The sequence below is a fragment of the Allofournierella massiliensis genome, from assembly GCF_004345265.1.
In the GTDB taxonomy this organism is placed as follows: Bacteria; Bacillota; Clostridia; order Oscillospirales; family Ruminococcaceae; genus Allofournierella; species Allofournierella massiliensis.
Window position 1 is genome coordinate 1 of the sequence record NZ_SLUM01000025.1, and the last position, 15,177, is coordinate 15,177.

A 15,177-nucleotide genomic window follows, 5' to 3' on the forward strand; every position below is an offset into this window, starting at 1 on the left:
TTTCCAAACTTACAAATTCCAGCTGTCCTCGATTTTCTGCGTTCTTTACCAGCATTTTTATCCCCCCACACTATTATACCGCTTTCTTTTCCTCAGTCAAAACCACCGGCTGAGCCGGTGGCTTGAGTAAGCCCTAGAAGGGCATAATACTAGCAAAGCCCCTTAAGGGGCCACGAATGGGTCTGCCAACTGCATTCCTGTCTCGTGGCAGGCCCCTCAAGGGGCCCTTTTATTTACGCCTTAGTTTCCTTGCTACCCGTAAACGGGTCCACGAACTCCTTAAGGCTCAACTGATCGGCAATCTGGTCCTGTTGCAGTTGATTTTTAATGTACTCTTGGATTTTCTTTTTGTTCTTTCCTAGTCTTTAGGTTTCTTTACAAAGGCATAATCATAAATCACAACAAAAACCGAGCCAACCTACACTAAAACGTCGCTGTTTCTTTGTGAAAAGCGACGTTTTTTTATGGCCTGGTTTTGGAAAGGAGTGATGCTGATTTCAAATTGAAAATGAAAGGGGGAGTTATTTTTGCTGGTCAGGCCGGGAGGTCTGGCCTTTTTTCATTCCATCAAAAAGGAGGTTAGCAAATGGCCGATGAAAAAGTGAACATGGGCCCGGAGGAAAATAAGACCCCGGAAAACCAATCCCCGCCCGGCCAGGGTGATCTGCCACCGCTGGAGGAAAATAATGCTCCTGCTGTTTCTGGTGAAGATAAAGCGGCCCCCGATCATGTGAAGCCCGATCCACTGTCTGCCGACAAGCACACACAGCAGACTGTTCTTCCCGGCATGGGCGAAGATACACCCGCCCCGTCCGGCAAGGCGATCAACCTCTCGGACATCCAGGCCGCTGATAAGGGCGGCAAGGAGGCTTCTACTACCGCCCCGGAAAAGAAAGCGCCGGAGGCAGATCAGCCGAAAAAGCGCCGGGGCCGTCCCCCGAAAGAGCAGGCTGCGATGTCTGCGGGGAAAAAGGAGAAAGCGGCGGAGCCCCGCACAGGCCGCCCGTCTAAGGTTGACAAGACGGCCCGTGAGGAGGCCCCGCCCGCTGTTCGGGACAAAGTGTCCAGAGGTAAGAAAGCTGACAAGGGCAAGGAAGTGGGCTCCGGCGGTGCGCCTGCGTCTAAACCCGCTCAGGCGGTAAAGCCGGGCAAGGCCGCTCCCGTTAAGGAGGCTGCAGTCCCACCGCCGGAGATCAATCTGCCGCCCACGCCTGACGTGCCGCCCCGCCCGGTGGAAGAGGGAAAAATCGTCTATCTGAAAATGGCGGAGCTTCATCCGTTCCATACGTTCCGGGAGCACCCCTACAAGGTGCAGGACGATAAGGCGATGGACGATCTGGTGGGGACGATCAAGGAACACGGCATTATGACCCCCGCCACCGTCCGCCCGGAAAAAGACGGCAGGGGCTATGAGATTATCGCGGGCCACCGCCGCCATCATGGCGGTACACGGGCCGGGCTGGAGGAAATGCCCTGTATCGTCCGCGAGATGACCGATCTTGAAGCTGTCCGGGAAATGCGGAACAGCAACAAGCAGCGGGGCGATCCTCTCCCCAGCGAACTGGCAAAGCTGCTGGATTTGGAGGTGGAGGCTATCAAACGCCAGGGGGCCCGTCCGAAAAATGAGAAAGAGGCGGAGGCCCTGGGTAAGCTCTCGGTGGAGATCGTGGGTAAGGAACACGACATGAACTATAAAAAGGTCATGCGGTATATCCGGCTCAACTCCCTGGTGCCGGAGCTTCTGGACAAGGTGGACACAAAGCAGATGGGCTTTATGCCTGCGGTGGAGATCTCGTATATCAGGCCGGAAAACCAGCGGCTGATTGCCGTTTCCATTGACGGGGAGCAGTCCTCCCCCTCGGTGGCCCAGGCGAAGCGGCTCCACGAGCTGGACAAGGAGGGCAAGCTCAACGGCGATGTGATCGACGGCATTTTGAGTGAAGAAAAAAAGGAGGATCGCGGTGTGATTATTTCGACTGCTGAACTGTCTAAGTATTTCGGAAAGGAGGTCACTCCTGCCAAAATGAAAGAGCAGATCATGGCGCTGCTGGACGAGTGGAAAGAGAAACAGCCGCCCGAACTGGCGCAGCCGGACAGGAAAAAGGACTTGGAGAAGTAACCGGGCCCCGCTTCTGGACACTTTGTCCAGAGGTGAACGCCCCGCGCCGGGGATGGGCTCTGTGGTGATATATCCCCCGTCGCCGGATATTTTGCAGCGCAGCCGGAAACGGGCAGTCAAGGGGCGGAACGCCCGCCGTTTGCGGCGGCTTGCCCTTGACGGCCTGGCCCGGCTGTGCTATTTCCGGCAAGGCGGCGGGGGTATATCCTCCAGAGCCGCCCCCTTTCCCATGAATGGGAAAGGGCGGGGTGATAGGGTTGAACTACCTATATAAATATCGGAGGTGTGATAATGAAACGATCCCTTGCTTATATCACCGCTGCGTGGCGCGGTGATCCTGCGGTGGATATGGAGCAGGCGGCGCATTACTGCCGCGTGGTCTATGATGCGGGCTATTCCCCCATCTGCCCCATGCTCTATCTGCCGCTGTTCCTCAATGACGCGGTGCCGGAGGAGCACAAGAACGGCATCGACATGGGCCGCGATCTGCTCCGGCGCTCCCGTGTGCTGGTGGTATGCGGCCATTCCGTGACCGAGGCCATGAAAAATGATATTGCCGTGGCCCAGCGCCTGGGGATCACCGCGACTACCCTTGAGGGCATCCTGACCGTCAAGGGCCAGGGGCGGTGCTGATGGCGTCCCTGTTTGAAGCCTACATCACCAACCTGGGAAAATACAACGAGGGCGAGCTGGTTGGCGAAACCTTGAAATTTCCTACTACCACCGAGGAGGTGCAGGGGCTTCTGAAACGCATTGGCGTGGATGGGGTACGTTATGAGGAATTTTTCATTACCAGCTTTGACGGTGATGTGCTGGGGCTCTACGACTATCTCACGGAATATGAAAACCTGGACGAGCTCAATCATCTGGCCTGCCTGCTCTCCGAGCTGGATCAGGGCGAACTGGAGAAATTTGAGGCCGTGATTGACAGCGGTGAACATACGTCCAGCGTGGCCGATCTCATCAATCTGGCGCAAAACCTGGATTGCTACGAGTTTTATCCTGGTGTCGAGGACGATGAAACCCTGGGCCGCATCTATGTGGAGGACATGGAGGCCATTGACGTGCCGGAGCACCTGCTGAATTATTTTGACTATGAGGCATACGGGCGGGATATTCGGCTTGAAGAGGACGGCCACTTTGCCCCTGGCGGCTATGTGCTGAACAACGGCGGTCAATTCATCGAGCACTATCACGGGATCGAGGATATTCCCGCCGAGCACAAAGTCTTTGCCTTTCCGCAGCTCACGGTGCGGGAGCAGATGGCGGCCTACAAAGAAATTATTGACGGTTCCTCCCTGGAGGGCTATCGGAAGATTGCCGCAAAGGAACACGAGGAACGATAACGGCACTTCTGGACGTTTTGTCCAGAGGTGCTTTTTTCATGGAAAGGAGGGATACGGCTGATTGACGAGGACGTTTCCAGACGTACCATAGCAGTTTCGATCAAGGCGACAAAGCTCACGGGCCGGGTGCTGGCCCAGGCGTGTCTGGCGGTGGGCCGGAAGATCAAGAAAATGTACCGGGCCCGCCAGACACCCCACGGAAAACAGACGGTGCGCCAGCTCATGGGCCACGGGGCCGCCACGAACAGCATCGAGGTGGAGTCCCCAAAGGATTTTGACCGGGTGGCCCGGCGCTGGAATGTGGACTATGCCTTTTATAAGACCGGGCCGGACAAATACCTGTTGTTCTTTAAGAGCGGGCAGGCCGACGCCATCACCGCTTGCTTTTCGGAATATTCCCGGCGCGTGTTGAAGCGTTCCAAGTCCCAGCGTGTTCCCATCCGGGAACAGCTCAAACGGGCTGCCGCTGAACTGGCCCGCCAGCCGTCCCACAAGAAAGAGCGTGCAAGGGAGGCGGTACATGAGGACAGATAGCGTCAAAAAGTATGTGATACCCAATATCCCGTATCTGTTTATTCTGTGGGCCTGCCTAAAGCTGGGGACGGCCTACCGCCTGGCCCCTGGAGCAGACTTTGCTCACAAGCTCATGGGCCTGGGGCAGAGCATCGGCCCGGCCTTTGCCGACTTTGCGCCGGGGCTGGCCCCCTTTGACTGGCTCATCGGTATTGTGGGCGCGGTGGGCTTTCGCCTGCTGATCTACTTCAAAAGCAAGAACGCAAAGAAATTTCGGCGGGATGAGGAATACGGGTCGGCCCGCTGGGGCACCGAAAAAGACATCAAGCCCTTTGTCGATCCGAAGTTTGAGAACAACGTCATTTTGACAAGGACGGAGTTTCTCACTATGAACACCCGGCCCAAAAATCCCGCCAACGCCCGCAACCTCAACGCCTGTATCATCGGCTCGTCCGGCTCCGGCAAAACCCGTTTCTGGCTCACGCCCCAGCTGCTCCAGGCACACAGCTCTTATGTGTGCGTCGATCCGAAAGGCGGGGTACTCTCCCAGGTGGGGGCTTTCCTGCAACGCCGGGGGTATCAGGTCAAAGTGTTCAACAGCATAGATTTTTCAAAATCCATGCACTATAATCCGCTGTCCTACATCCACAACGAGGCGGACATCCTCAAATTCGTGGACACCCTCATAGCCAACACCAAAGGCGAGGGCAAGGAGGGCGATCCATTTTGGACGAAAGCGGAAACGCTTTTGTACTGCGCCCTGATTGCCTATATCATTTTCGAGGCACCCGCCGAGGATCGGAACATCAATACCCTGGTGGATATGATTTCCGGCATGGACGTGAAAGAGGATGACGAGTCCTATATGAACGCGGTGGACTATATGTTCAAGGGCCTGGAAAAGCGCAAGCCGGATTGCTTTGCCGTAAAGCAGTACAAGAAATATAAGCTGGCAAGCGGCAAGACCGCGAAAAGCATTTTGATTTCCTGCGGCTCCCGGCTGGCCCCCTTTGACATCCCCCAGCTCCGGGAGATCATGAGCTATGACGAGCTGGAGCTTGACCGCATCGGGGATCGGAAAACGGCAGTTTTCTTCACGATTTCCGACACAACCCCCACTTATAACTTCATTGTTGCCCTGGCCTTTTCGCAGATGTTCAATCTCCTGTGTGAACGGGCGGACAATGTTCACGGGGGCCGCCTGCCCCATCATGTGCGGGTGCTGTGGGACGAGGCGGCCAACACGGGCCAGGTGCCCTCGCTGGAGAAGCTGGTGGCCGTCATCCGTTCCCGTGAGGTAAGCCTGTGCCTGTTCTACCAGCAGTACGCCCAATGCAAGGCCATATACAAGGACAACGCCGAAACGATCCTGGGAAACATGGACAGCGTGATTTTCCTGGGCGGGCGGGAAAGCTCCACTATCAAGGAAATTTCCGAGAACTGGCTGGGAAAGGCCACGATCTCCATGCAGACCGAGGGCCGCTCCCGTGGGCAGTCGGAAAGCTACAACCAGAACACCCAGCGGCTGGGCCGGGAGCTGATGACCCCCAGCGAGCTGGCTACCATGCCGGGCGATAAGTGCATTTTGCAGCTGCGGGGCCTGCCCCCGTTCTTCTCGTCTAAATACGATTTGAAGCAGCACCCGAACTACAAGTACACGGCTGAGGCCGATAAAAAGAAAAACGCCTTTGCCCTTGATAAGCTCATTAACCGCCGCAGGCGGCCTGGGTTGAACGAGGCTTGTGAGGTGTACGAGGTAGACGTATCGGACACGGGGCCCGTAAGCGAGGACGAGGACATCCTCAACTACGACGATGTGGACGATCCGGATGCCTATGTATAAAGCACTTCTGGACAAAGTGTCCAGAGGTCGTAACCTGCCGCCTGTATGGGCGGCTTTTTTCATGGCCGGGGAAAACCCCGGAGAAATGGAGGCTATATGCAGTTCTTTTCTTCCGCTATTGATACTTTGCAGACCCTTGTTGTGGCTCTGGGCGCTGGCCTGGGCGTGTGGGGCGTTGTCAATCTCCTGGAGGGGTACGGCAGCGATAATCCCGGTTCCAATGCTCATATACGGTAAAGAAGCAACAACACAAATTGAGAACAGCGTACCCTACTATTCTGTATCAAAGTGGAGCAGTAACACGAAAATGTTGCTGCTCCATTTTCATGCCCCTTAAATAATTTCCTTGAATCTGCTTGACTTATATTACGGTTAGTGATATATTTATTACAGTAATCGTAATAAGGAGGCTGGACTATGAGAGACAATGCAAAAAGTGGCGCACTTACAGAAGTGACCTTTTATATTTTACTCTCTCTTTATACACCAAAACACGGATACGCCGTTATGCAGTTTGTTGAAGAAAAAACGGGCGGGCGGCTTTCGTTAGGCGCAGGCACTTTATATGGAGCATTAAACTCTTTGCAGGACAAGAAGTGGATTGAACCTTATGGAGATAGTGAGGGAAGAAAAAAAGAATACCACATTACAGCACAGGGAAAAGAAATTGCAGAAAAAGAGCTTGCAAGACTAAATGAACTTGTAAGCATTGCAAGTGAAATTATTGGAGGTGCAGTATGAGTAAAAAATGTTATCGCTTTTTTGGCGGATTGCTAAATACGCAGGAAAAATGGCTAAACAAAATGTCTGAAAAGGGTTATCGACTTGTTCGGACAGGAAAACTGTTATACGAATTTGAAAAATGCAAGCCCGATGAAGTGACCTATTGTGTAGAGTTTATCGGAGAAAAATCAAAAGAGAGTTCAATAGATTATGCTAATTTTTTGGAGGATATGGGATATAAGGTGTTTTTTAAAAATATCAATCTAAACTATTCTGTTGGAAAAGTTCGTTGGCGCCCATGGGCAGAAAGGGGCGGTCGTATTGCGACAAACACAACAACTTTTAATCGAGAAATCTTGATTGTGGAAAAAGCAAATGATGGAAAGCCTTTTGAACTCCATACCTCTTATGACGATAAAGAAAAATATTATCGCAACTTACGCAATCCGTGGCTATTTCTACTGCTCATGTTTGCACTATTCGCAGTTACAAAGCAATCTATAATCTTTGGTATTTTTGCGTTGGTTTCTGTAATTCCTGGCAGTATATATCAAATACAGATAATGAAAATCCGGAAGGAAGCCAAGACACAGGAATGGTGAGGAAATAAATAGCAAATCCAGCCGAGCCAGTCAACGGTCAAGATGAACGGCGCAAATGTGCCACCGTTGACAGCCGCCGCCCGTCCTGCTTTTGTGGCAATCAAGGGAGCGACAGACTAAAGTGCTGTCGCTCCCGCCCATTATGGGGGAAAGACAGTAGAAAATTTCACATCTATGTGCTATAATAATTCCGACAGAATGAAATATAAATATATATTTTACACTACGGTATGGGGAGTATAAAAATGACAGGAGAACAATTTGTTAAATTATGCTACGAAGAAAAGAAAACCATTTTAGCCGAATACTTCAATCCTAATTCTTCATCAGTTGTCGGCAAAAAAATCAGTGCAATAACTGAACAAGGTATATCAAAAGATGATTTGTATGATCTATTGAATTTGGTACTAAAAGAAAATTACTATACTTTGTTGCTTGGATTGGACGGAGAAGCGTCGTTAGGTAATACTCAAATTACCTATAAGCTTTATGATGAAAATGGCAACTTGCTTAACGAATGTGGAGAGCTTGAAGCCGCCGCATACAGATACTTTGTAGAAGAATGATCTTCAAATTTAATCTTGTCAATCATACATAATACAACATAATACACATTTTCACAGGACAGCCAAAATCGGTTGTCCTTTTCTTTTACCCAAAAGAGGGAACGGGAGACTAAAATTGAATACTGCTCCAAACAGCAACGCCACAGATTTTTGAAAATCCGTGGCGTTTTTTGCTCCCATTTTTGGCAAAACGCCCCGTTCCCTTGTAGTAGTGAGTGACGGGGAAGTTTGCCCGAAATGGGCTTGCCTGCCGTAGTAGTGATGAAAAATCCAAATGAGCGTTTGGCATTTTCCGTTTCTGTCCGTAGAGGGGAACAAAGGTGGGCAGGACACGCCTCCGTAATCGCTATATTGACGAAAGCAGCCACACCGACCCTTGTAGATTGCCGCAAAGTCAGCCGCAGAGGAAAGTGGCAGTTTTTCAGAGCAAGATTCTACCGCAGTACCAAAATTCGCTTTTCGCTCATTTTGCCCCTGCGGGAATCTTGTTGGGGAGTGCCTTCCCCAAACCCTGCTTATGCGGCTTGCGCCGCTGAAAAATCCCTCAAAATATTTTTTCGGATTTTTCAAAAACAGTTCCGCTTCACACCCTGTTTTTCTCCTATTAGTGAGAGGACACCACGCACAGCCGAAAGGAGGTTTTTACCATGCGAAAACGATACAACACACCGCACCGCAGCCGGGTAGTCAAGACACGCATGACCGAGGAAGAATACGCCGAGTTTGCGGAAAGGCTTTCTGCTTACCACATGAGCCAAGCCGAGTTTATCCGGCAAGCCATAACCGGGGCAGCCATACGCCCCACCATAACCGTTTCCCCCGTCAACGACGAGCTGCTTGCCGCCGTCGGGAAGCTAACCGCCGAATACGGCAGGATCGGCGGCAACTTAAACCAGATAGCCCGGACGCTGAACGAGTGGCACAGCCCCTACCCGCAGCTTGCCGGGGAGGTACGGGCGGCGGTTTCCGATCTTGCTACCCTAAAGTTTGAAGTCTTGCAGAAAGTGGGTGACGCTGTTGGCAACATTCAAACATATCAGCTCTAAAAATGCTGACTATGGCGCAGCGGAAGCCTACCTCACATTTGAGCATGACGAGTTTACCATGAAGCCCACCCTTGATGAAAATGGGCGGCTGATACCGAGGGAGGATTACCGCATTTCTTCCCTCAACTGCGAGGGCGAGGATTTCGCTGTTGCCTGTATGCGAGCCAATCTCCGCTATGAGAAAAACCAAAAACGGGAAGATGTGAAAAGCCACCACTATATCATCAGCTTTGACCCACGGGACGGGACAGACAACGGCTTGACCGTAGACCGGGCGCAGGAGCTGGGCGAGCAGTTCTGCAAGGAGCATTTTCCCGGACACCAAGCCCTAATCTGCACCCACCCGGACGGGCATAACCACAGCGGCAATATCCATGTGCATATCGTCATCAACTCCCTGCGGATTTATGAAGTCCCGCTTCTGCCCTACATGGACAGACCAGCCGATACACGGGAGGGCTGCAAGCATCGCTGCACCAACGCCGCTATGGAATATTTCAAGAGTGAAGTCATGGAGATGTGCCACCGGGAGGGGCTTTACCAAATCGACCTCTTGAACGGCAGCAAGGAACGGATAACCGAACGGGAATACTGGGCGGCAAAGAAAGGACAGCTTGCCCTTAATAAAGAGAATGCCGCCAGAGAAACCGCAGGACAGCCGACCAAGCCAACCAAGTTTGAAACGAACAAGGCGAAGCTGCGCCGGACGATACGGCAGGCACTTTCCCAAGCTGGCAGCTTTGACGAGTTTTCTTCCCTTTTGCTGCGGGAGGGCGTAACCGTCAAGGAGAGCCGGGGGCGGCTTTCCTACCTCACGCCGGACAGGACAAAGCCTATCACAGCTCGGAAGCTGGGGGACGATTTTGACAAGGCTGCTGTCCTTGCCCTGCTCACGCAGAACGCCCACAGAGCCGCCGAACAGACCAAAGCCATACCCGAATACCCTGCCGCAGTTAAAAAGCCGTCACAAGGGGAAAAAACCACAAAAACCACCCCGGCAGACAACACCTTGCAGCGCATGGTTGACCGGGAAGCCAAGCGAGCCGAGGGCAAGGGCGTGGGCTATGACCGCTGGGCGGCAAAGCACAACCTAAAGCAAATGGCGGCTACCGTTACCGCCTATCAGCAGTACGGCTTTTCTTCCCCGGAGGAACTGGACGAAGCCTGTTCTGCCGCTTATACCGCCATGCAGGAAAGCCTTACAGAGCTGAAGCAGGTGGAAAAGACGCTGAACGGGAAAAAGGAGCTGCAACGGCAGGTACTTGCCTATTCCAAGACCCGCCCTGTCCGGGACGGGCTGAAACAGCAGAAAAACGCCAAAGCAAAAGCAGCCTACCGACAGAAGCACGAAAGCGACTTTATCATAGCAGACGCAGCCGCCCGTTATTTCAGGGAGAACGGCATTTCCAAGCTGCCGAGCTATAAAGCCCTGCAAGCAGAGATTGAAAGCCTTATCAAAGAGAAAAACAGCGGCTACAACGATTACCGGGCAAAACGGGAGGAATACCGCCGCTTACAGACCGTCAAGGGCAATATCGACCAGATTTTACGCCGGGAGCGCAAGCCTGTGAAAAGGCAGGAACAGGAGCGATAAAAACCGCCCCAAAATGTACCCGAACCCATACAGAACAAGGGGGCTGCCCCGCACCCTATCCGCAATACCAAAGGATTTTTTAACGGGCTTACAGGGCAGAAAAACCCCGAAAATGATACCGAGATGATACAGAATTACCGCCGATACCGCCACACCAGCGGAAACGGCAGAAAGGAGCGCACCCATGCCAAGAATGAGCAAGAAACGGCGGCTGGAATGGTCTTTTTTCCTGCGGCAAGTAAAAGTCGGGAATACCACCTGCGACCGTATCACATACAACGACCTCTGCCGGGGCTGTACCCATAGCTGCAAGCAGAGCTTCCGGGCGGTTATCATACTCTGCCCCCACTACTACTCCAAACGCCGGAAAAAGGAGGACAGGGACAATGGCAGATAACCGCAAGTATTACTACCTCAAGCTGAAAGAGAACTTTTTTGACAGCGACTCCATTGTGCTGCTGGAAGATATGAAAGACGGGATTTTATATTCCAATATCCTCTTGAAGCTGTACTTAAAATCGCTGAAAAACGGCGGGAAGTTGCAGCTTGACGAGCATATCCCCTACACAGCGCAGATGATAGCGACACTGACCCGCCACCAGATAGGGACGGTTGAGAGGGCTTTAGAGATTTTCCGGCAGTTGGGGCTTGTGGAGCAGCTTGACAGCGGGGCTTTCTATATGACCGACATTGAGCTGATGATAGGACAGTCCTCTACCGAAGCCGAGCGAAAACGGGCTGCAAGGCTGGAAAACAAAGCACTTTTACCGCCCCGGACAAAAGGCGGACATTTGTCCGACATTCGTCCACCAGAGATAGAGATAGAGTTAGAGAAAGAGATAGAGATAGAAAAAGAGAGAGAGGGAGAAACGGGACACCCCACCCCCGCCGCTTATGGCAGATACAACAATGTGATACTGACCGATACAGAGCTTTCCGGGCTGAAAACAGAGCTGCCCGACAAGTGGGAGTATTATATTGACCGGCTTTCCTGCCATATCGCTTCCACCGGGAAGCAGTACCACAGCCATGCAGCCACCATTTACAAGTGGGCGCAGGAGGACGCTGCCAAAGGCAAGGCTGCCCCGAAACAGGGCATACCCGATTATTCATGCAAGGAGGGCGAGAGCTTATGAGAAACGGGATTGAAGCTATGATTACGGACATTACAGCCACTACCGCCGAAGCGGAGGACTACACAGGCGAGGACGGGCTTTTATACTGCGGCAAGTGCCATACGCCCAAAGAAGCCTATTTTTCAAAAGAAACCGCCCAATGGTTAGGGCATGACCGACACCCGTCAGAGTGCGACTGCCAGCGGGCAGCCCGTGAAAAACGGGAAGCCGCTGAAAGCCGACAGAAGCACCTTGAAACAGTGGAGGACTTGAAACGCCGGGGCTTTACCGACCCTGCTATGCGGAACTGGACATTTGAGCATGACAACGGCAGAAACCCGCAGACCGCAACCGCCCGTTTTTATGTGGAGAGCTGGGAAACCATGCAGGCTGAAAATATCGGCTACCTGTTCTGGGGCAGCGTGGGGACAGGAAAAAGCTACCTTGCCGCCTGTATCGCCAACGCCCTTATGGAAAAAGAGGTTGCCGTCTGCATGACAAACTTTGCAACGATACTGGGTGACCTTGCCGCCAGCTTTGAGGGCAGGAATGAGTATATTTCCCGCCTTTGCAGCTACCCCCTGCTGATACTTGATGATTTCGGTATGGAGCGAGGGACAGAATACGGGCTGGAACAGGTTTACAGCGTGATTGACAGCCGTTACCGAAGCGGCAAGCCGCTGATCGCCACGACCAACCTCACGCTGGAGGAATTGCAGCACCCACAGGACACGCCCCACGCCCGTATCTATGACAGGCTGACTTCCATGTGCGCCCCCGTCCGCTTCACGGGCAGCAACTTCCGAAAGGAAACCGCACAGGAAAAGCTGGAACGATTAAAGCAACTGATGAAGCAGCGAAAGGAGAGCCTATGACAGAAACCAAACAGACAAGCACCACCAAAACAGAACGCCGCCCGGACTGTGTGACAGAAATCCGCATGGGCAACTCCGTCCTTACCGTTTCCGGCTTCTTCAAGCAGGGTGCAACCGACACCGCAGCCGACAAGATGATGAAAGTGCTGGAAGCGGAAGCTGCTACACAAAAAACGGCGATTTGACCGACCATAAAGAAGCAGATTTGACGCTTTTGCCGCTATACAGACAGCCGCCCCATGTGGTACAATCAAGGTACGGAATAGTGGGGCTGGCTGTCGGAAACGGAGGATTTTATGTTAAGACAGACCAACCAACAACCAATTACCGCCCTCTACCCAAGACTTTCCCATGAGGACGAGCTGCAAGGCGAGAGCAATTCCATTTCCAACCAGAAGCGTATCCTTGAAACCTATGCAAAGCAGAACGGCTTTTCCAATCTGCGCTGGTACACGGACGACGGTTATTCTGGTGCGAACTTTCAAAGACCCGGTTTTCAAGCCATGCTTGCGGACATTGAAGCCGGAAAAGTCGGGACAGTTATCGTAAAGGATATGTCGAGGTTAGGGCGAAACTACCTGCAAGTGGGAATGTACACGGAAATGATTTTCCCACAGAAAGGCGTCCGCTTCATCGCTATCAATGACGGAGTGGACAGCGCACAGGGCGACAATGATTTTGCCCCGCTGCGGAATATCTTTAACGAATGGCTGGTGAGAGATACGAGCAAGAAAATCAAAGCAGTGAAACGCTCAAAAGGCATGAGTGGCAAGCCTATCACAAGCAAGCCTGTGTATGGCTACCTCATGGACGAGGACGAAAATTTCATCATTGACGAGGAAGCTGCACCCGTAGTCAAGCAGATATATAATTTCTGCCTTGCCGGGAATGGTCCGACCAAGATAGCCCGTATGCTCACAGAGCAGCAAATCCCCACGCCGGGAACGCTGGAATACCGCAGGACGGGCAGCACCCGCCGCTACCACCCCGGCTATGAGTGCAAGTGGGCGACCAATACCGTTGTGCATATCCTTGAAAACCGGGAATACACGGGCTGTCTGGTAAACTTCAAGACAGAAAAACTTTCTTACAAAGTCAAGCACAGTGTAGAAAATTCCCCGGAAAAGCAAGTGATTTTCGAGAACCACCACGAGCCTATCATAGACACGCAAACATGGGAACGGGTGCAGGAGCTTCGCAAGCAGCGCAAACGCCCCAACCGCTATGATGAAGTGGGCTTGTTCTCCGGCATACTGTTCTGTGCGGACTGCGGCAGCGTCATGTATCAGCAGCGATACCAGACAGACAAGCGCAAGCAGGACTGTTATATCTGCGGCAACTACAAGAAACGCACCCATGACTGTACGGCGCACTTTATCCGCACCGACCTCTTGACCGCTGGTGTACTCTCCAATCTGCGGAAAGTGACAAGCTATGCGGCAAAGCATGAAGCCCGGTTTATGAAGCTCTTGATTGAGCAGAACGAGGACGGGGGCAAGCGCAGGAACGCCGCCAAGAAAAAGGAACTGGAAGCCGCCGAGAAACGCATAGCCGAGTTATCCGCTATCTTCAAGCGGCTGTATGAGGACAGCGTGACCGGGCGCATATCAGACGAGCGTTTCACAGAGCTGTCGGCAGACTATGAAGCAGAGCAACGGGAACTGAAAGAAAGAGCCGCCGCTATCCAAGCGGAGCTTTCCAAAGCACAGGAAGCCACCGTGAACGCAGAAAAGTTTATGAATGTTGTCCGGCGGCATACCAGCTTTGAAGAACTTACCCCTACTCTGCTGCGGGAGTTTGTAGAGAAAATTGTTGTGCATGAGTGCAGCTATGACGAGAACAAGACCCGCAGACAGGACATTGAGATTTATTATTCTTTTGTTGGCAAGGTGGACTTGCCCGAATAACCGCCCGACCTATCCGACACAATGCGTAAGTGCCGGATAGGAACGGAAAAATTTTTTACACTTCTATTGCTTCTTTATCACACATCAATAAAAAGCCAGGGTATGAAGCAGTTCATGGCTAATTAAAGGGAACAAAAAGAAAGGAAAAGCACAATCCAGACGGTATCAGCGGCAGGCTACAAGAATAAATTGTGATTACACAAGATTGGTGCTATAATAAGAGAAAAGTTCCTGCCGGGGCAGCCGCCCCGGTAGTATGGATAGAAAGGCAGGAAAACAATATGCACATTAGCTATAAACCACTCTGGCATACACTGTTAGAGCGTGATATGAGAAAAGAAGATTTACGGCTTGCCGCCGGTATGACAACGAATATGATTGCCAACATGAGCAAAGAGGGAAAGCACATCAGCATGGATACATTAGCCCGTATCTGCGAAACGCTGAATTGTGAGATTACCGATGTGATTGAGTTAGTACCAGACGAGCCTGCTTCCACAGGAGGTAAGGAACATGAGCGAATTGAAACCAAGAATAACAGAAAACGGAATTGATTATATCCTTGTCGGAGATTACTACATCCCGGATTTGAAACTGCCGAAGGAACACCGCCCCATTGGGAAGTATGGACGGCTGCACCGGGAATATTTAAGAGAAATCCACCCAGCCAGATTGAACACATTGACCTTGACCGGAGAGTTATGGACATATCTTGCAGACCTGAACGAACAGGCACAGGAACGGTTAGACACCATCATAGAGCAGATGAAAGCTGCCGAGGGCGTGACCGAGGAATTGAAGCGTACTTCTCAAATGGAATGGGTGCAGCGTTGCAATAACATTCACAACCGGGCAGAAGAAATTGTTTTGCATGAGATGATTTATTCATAACGGTGTGGTAGAATGATTATGTAAATGAATTTGATTT

18 protein-coding genes and 2 pseudogenes are annotated in these 15,177 nt (G+C 52.0%); 18 read left to right on the forward strand and 2 right to left on the reverse strand.

Going from position 1 to position 15,177, the window contains the following annotated elements; all coding sequences use genetic code 11:
• Nucleotides 1-233: 233 nt before the first annotated feature.
• Nucleotides 234-362 (reverse strand): annotated as a pseudogene (locus tag EDD77_RS18560) (IS200/IS605 family transposase); the annotation flags it as partial.
• Between the two features lie 224 nt (nucleotides 363-586).
• Here EDD77_RS18560 and EDD77_RS13540 point away from each other — a divergent pair.
• The 9 genes and pseudogenes from EDD77_RS13540 (at nucleotide 587) to EDD77_RS13585 (ending at nucleotide 7,712) form a co-directional block, all read left to right on the forward strand.
• The gene (locus tag EDD77_RS13540; protein ID WP_058966379.1) at nucleotides 587-2,119 is read left to right on the forward strand and encodes a ParB/RepB/Spo0J family partition protein; all 1,533 of its coding nucleotides are present in this window, start codon (nucleotides 587-589) and stop codon (nucleotides 2,117-2,119) included.
• 291 nt (nucleotides 2,120-2,410) lie between these two features.
• Nucleotides 2,411-2,752 (forward strand): DUF7768 domain-containing protein, encoded by a 342-nt coding sequence (locus tag EDD77_RS13545; protein WP_050618702.1) that lies wholly within the window; start codon nucleotides 2,411-2,413, stop codon nucleotides 2,750-2,752.
• Nucleotides 2,752-3,465, forward strand: a complete 714-nt coding sequence (locus tag EDD77_RS13550; RefSeq protein WP_058966381.1) for an antirestriction protein ArdA — start codon at nucleotides 2,752-2,754, stop codon at nucleotides 3,463-3,465. Before EDD77_RS13545 ends, EDD77_RS13550 begins: the two co-directional genes overlap by 1 nt.
• A gap of 27 nt (nucleotides 3,466-3,492) precedes the next feature.
• Nucleotides 3,493-3,999 carry a PcfB family protein gene (locus EDD77_RS13555; RefSeq protein WP_058966383.1) on the forward strand — a complete coding sequence of 169 codons (507 nt, stop codon included), beginning with the start codon at nucleotides 3,493-3,495 and terminating at the stop codon, nucleotides 3,997-3,999.
• Nucleotides 3,986-5,821 carry a VirD4-like conjugal transfer protein, CD1115 family gene (locus EDD77_RS13560; protein ID WP_058966385.1) on the forward strand — a complete coding sequence of 612 codons (1,836 nt, stop codon included), beginning with the start codon at nucleotides 3,986-3,988 and terminating at the stop codon, nucleotides 5,819-5,821. The genes EDD77_RS13555 and EDD77_RS13560 overlap by 14 nt, the downstream gene beginning before the upstream one ends.
• 96 nt (nucleotides 5,822-5,917) lie before the next feature.
• Nucleotides 5,918-6,046, forward strand: a pseudogene (locus EDD77_RS13565) (Maff2 family mobile element protein); the annotation flags it as partial.
• 192 nt (nucleotides 6,047-6,238) lie between these two features.
• Nucleotides 6,239-6,562, forward strand: coding sequence for a PadR family transcriptional regulator (locus tag EDD77_RS13570; protein WP_005927798.1), 324 nt, complete (start codon nucleotides 6,239-6,241; stop codon nucleotides 6,560-6,562).
• Entirely contained in the window at nucleotides 6,559-7,146 is a 588-nt protein-coding gene (locus EDD77_RS13575; protein WP_005927795.1) for a DUF2812 domain-containing protein, read from the forward strand. Before EDD77_RS13570 ends, EDD77_RS13575 begins: the two co-directional genes overlap by 4 nt.
• A 245-nt stretch (nucleotides 7,147-7,391) precedes the next feature.
• Nucleotides 7,392-7,712, forward strand: coding sequence for a hypothetical protein (locus EDD77_RS13585; RefSeq protein ID WP_044960761.1), 321 nt, complete (start codon nucleotides 7,392-7,394; stop codon nucleotides 7,710-7,712).
• 51 nt (nucleotides 7,713-7,763) lie between these two features.
• On the opposite strand, the gene EDD77_RS18125 is transcribed toward EDD77_RS13585, so the two are convergent.
• Nucleotides 7,764-8,282: a hypothetical protein gene (locus EDD77_RS18125; protein ID WP_172733325.1), complete on the reverse strand. Its 519-nt coding sequence runs from the start codon at nucleotides 8,280-8,282 to the stop codon at nucleotides 7,764-7,766.
• A 77-nt stretch (nucleotides 8,283-8,359) separates the two neighbouring features.
• Here EDD77_RS18125 and EDD77_RS13590 point away from each other — a divergent pair, with 77 nt between their 5' ends.
• The 9 genes from EDD77_RS13590 (at nucleotide 8,360) to EDD77_RS13635 (ending at nucleotide 15,140) form a co-directional block, all read left to right on the forward strand.
• Nucleotides 8,360-8,758: a plasmid mobilization protein gene (locus EDD77_RS13590; protein ID WP_058966387.1), complete on the forward strand. Its 399-nt coding sequence runs from the start codon at nucleotides 8,360-8,362 to the stop codon at nucleotides 8,756-8,758.
• Nucleotides 8,730-10,352 (forward strand): relaxase/mobilization nuclease domain-containing protein, encoded by a 1,623-nt coding sequence (locus EDD77_RS13595; RefSeq protein ID WP_058966389.1) that lies wholly within the window; start codon nucleotides 8,730-8,732, stop codon nucleotides 10,350-10,352. The genes EDD77_RS13590 and EDD77_RS13595 overlap by 29 nt, the downstream gene beginning before the upstream one ends.
• A 184-nt stretch (nucleotides 10,353-10,536) precedes the next feature.
• The gene (locus EDD77_RS13605; protein ID WP_058966390.1) at nucleotides 10,537-10,749 is read left to right on the forward strand and encodes a hypothetical protein; all 213 of its coding nucleotides are present in this window, start codon (nucleotides 10,537-10,539) and stop codon (nucleotides 10,747-10,749) included.
• Nucleotides 10,739-11,488, forward strand: coding sequence for a phage replisome organizer N-terminal domain-containing protein (locus EDD77_RS13610; protein ID WP_005921277.1), 750 nt, complete (start codon nucleotides 10,739-10,741; stop codon nucleotides 11,486-11,488). Before EDD77_RS13605 ends, EDD77_RS13610 begins: the two co-directional genes overlap by 11 nt.
• A complete protein-coding gene (locus EDD77_RS13615; protein ID WP_058966392.1) occupies nucleotides 11,485-12,342 on the forward strand; it encodes an ATP-binding protein in 858 nt (285 codons plus the stop codon). The genes EDD77_RS13610 and EDD77_RS13615 overlap by 4 nt, the downstream gene beginning before the upstream one ends.
• A complete protein-coding gene (locus EDD77_RS13620; RefSeq protein WP_058966394.1) occupies nucleotides 12,339-12,527 on the forward strand; it encodes a transposon-encoded TnpW family protein in 189 nt (62 codons plus the stop codon). The genes EDD77_RS13615 and EDD77_RS13620 overlap by 4 nt, the downstream gene beginning before the upstream one ends.
• A 111-nt stretch (nucleotides 12,528-12,638) precedes the next feature.
• Nucleotides 12,639-14,249 (forward strand): recombinase family protein, encoded by a 1,611-nt coding sequence (locus EDD77_RS13625; RefSeq protein WP_005921270.1) that lies wholly within the window; start codon nucleotides 12,639-12,641, stop codon nucleotides 14,247-14,249.
• A 191-nt stretch (nucleotides 14,250-14,440) separates the two neighbouring features.
• Nucleotides 14,441-14,803 (forward strand): helix-turn-helix domain-containing protein, encoded by a 363-nt coding sequence (locus EDD77_RS13630; protein WP_317246136.1) that lies wholly within the window; start codon nucleotides 14,441-14,443, stop codon nucleotides 14,801-14,803.
• Nucleotides 14,763-15,140 carry a TnpV protein gene (locus EDD77_RS13635; protein WP_058966396.1) on the forward strand — a complete coding sequence of 126 codons (378 nt, stop codon included), beginning with the start codon at nucleotides 14,763-14,765 and terminating at the stop codon, nucleotides 15,138-15,140. The genes EDD77_RS13630 and EDD77_RS13635 overlap by 41 nt, the downstream gene beginning before the upstream one ends.
• Nucleotides 15,141-15,177 lie beyond the last annotated feature (37 nt).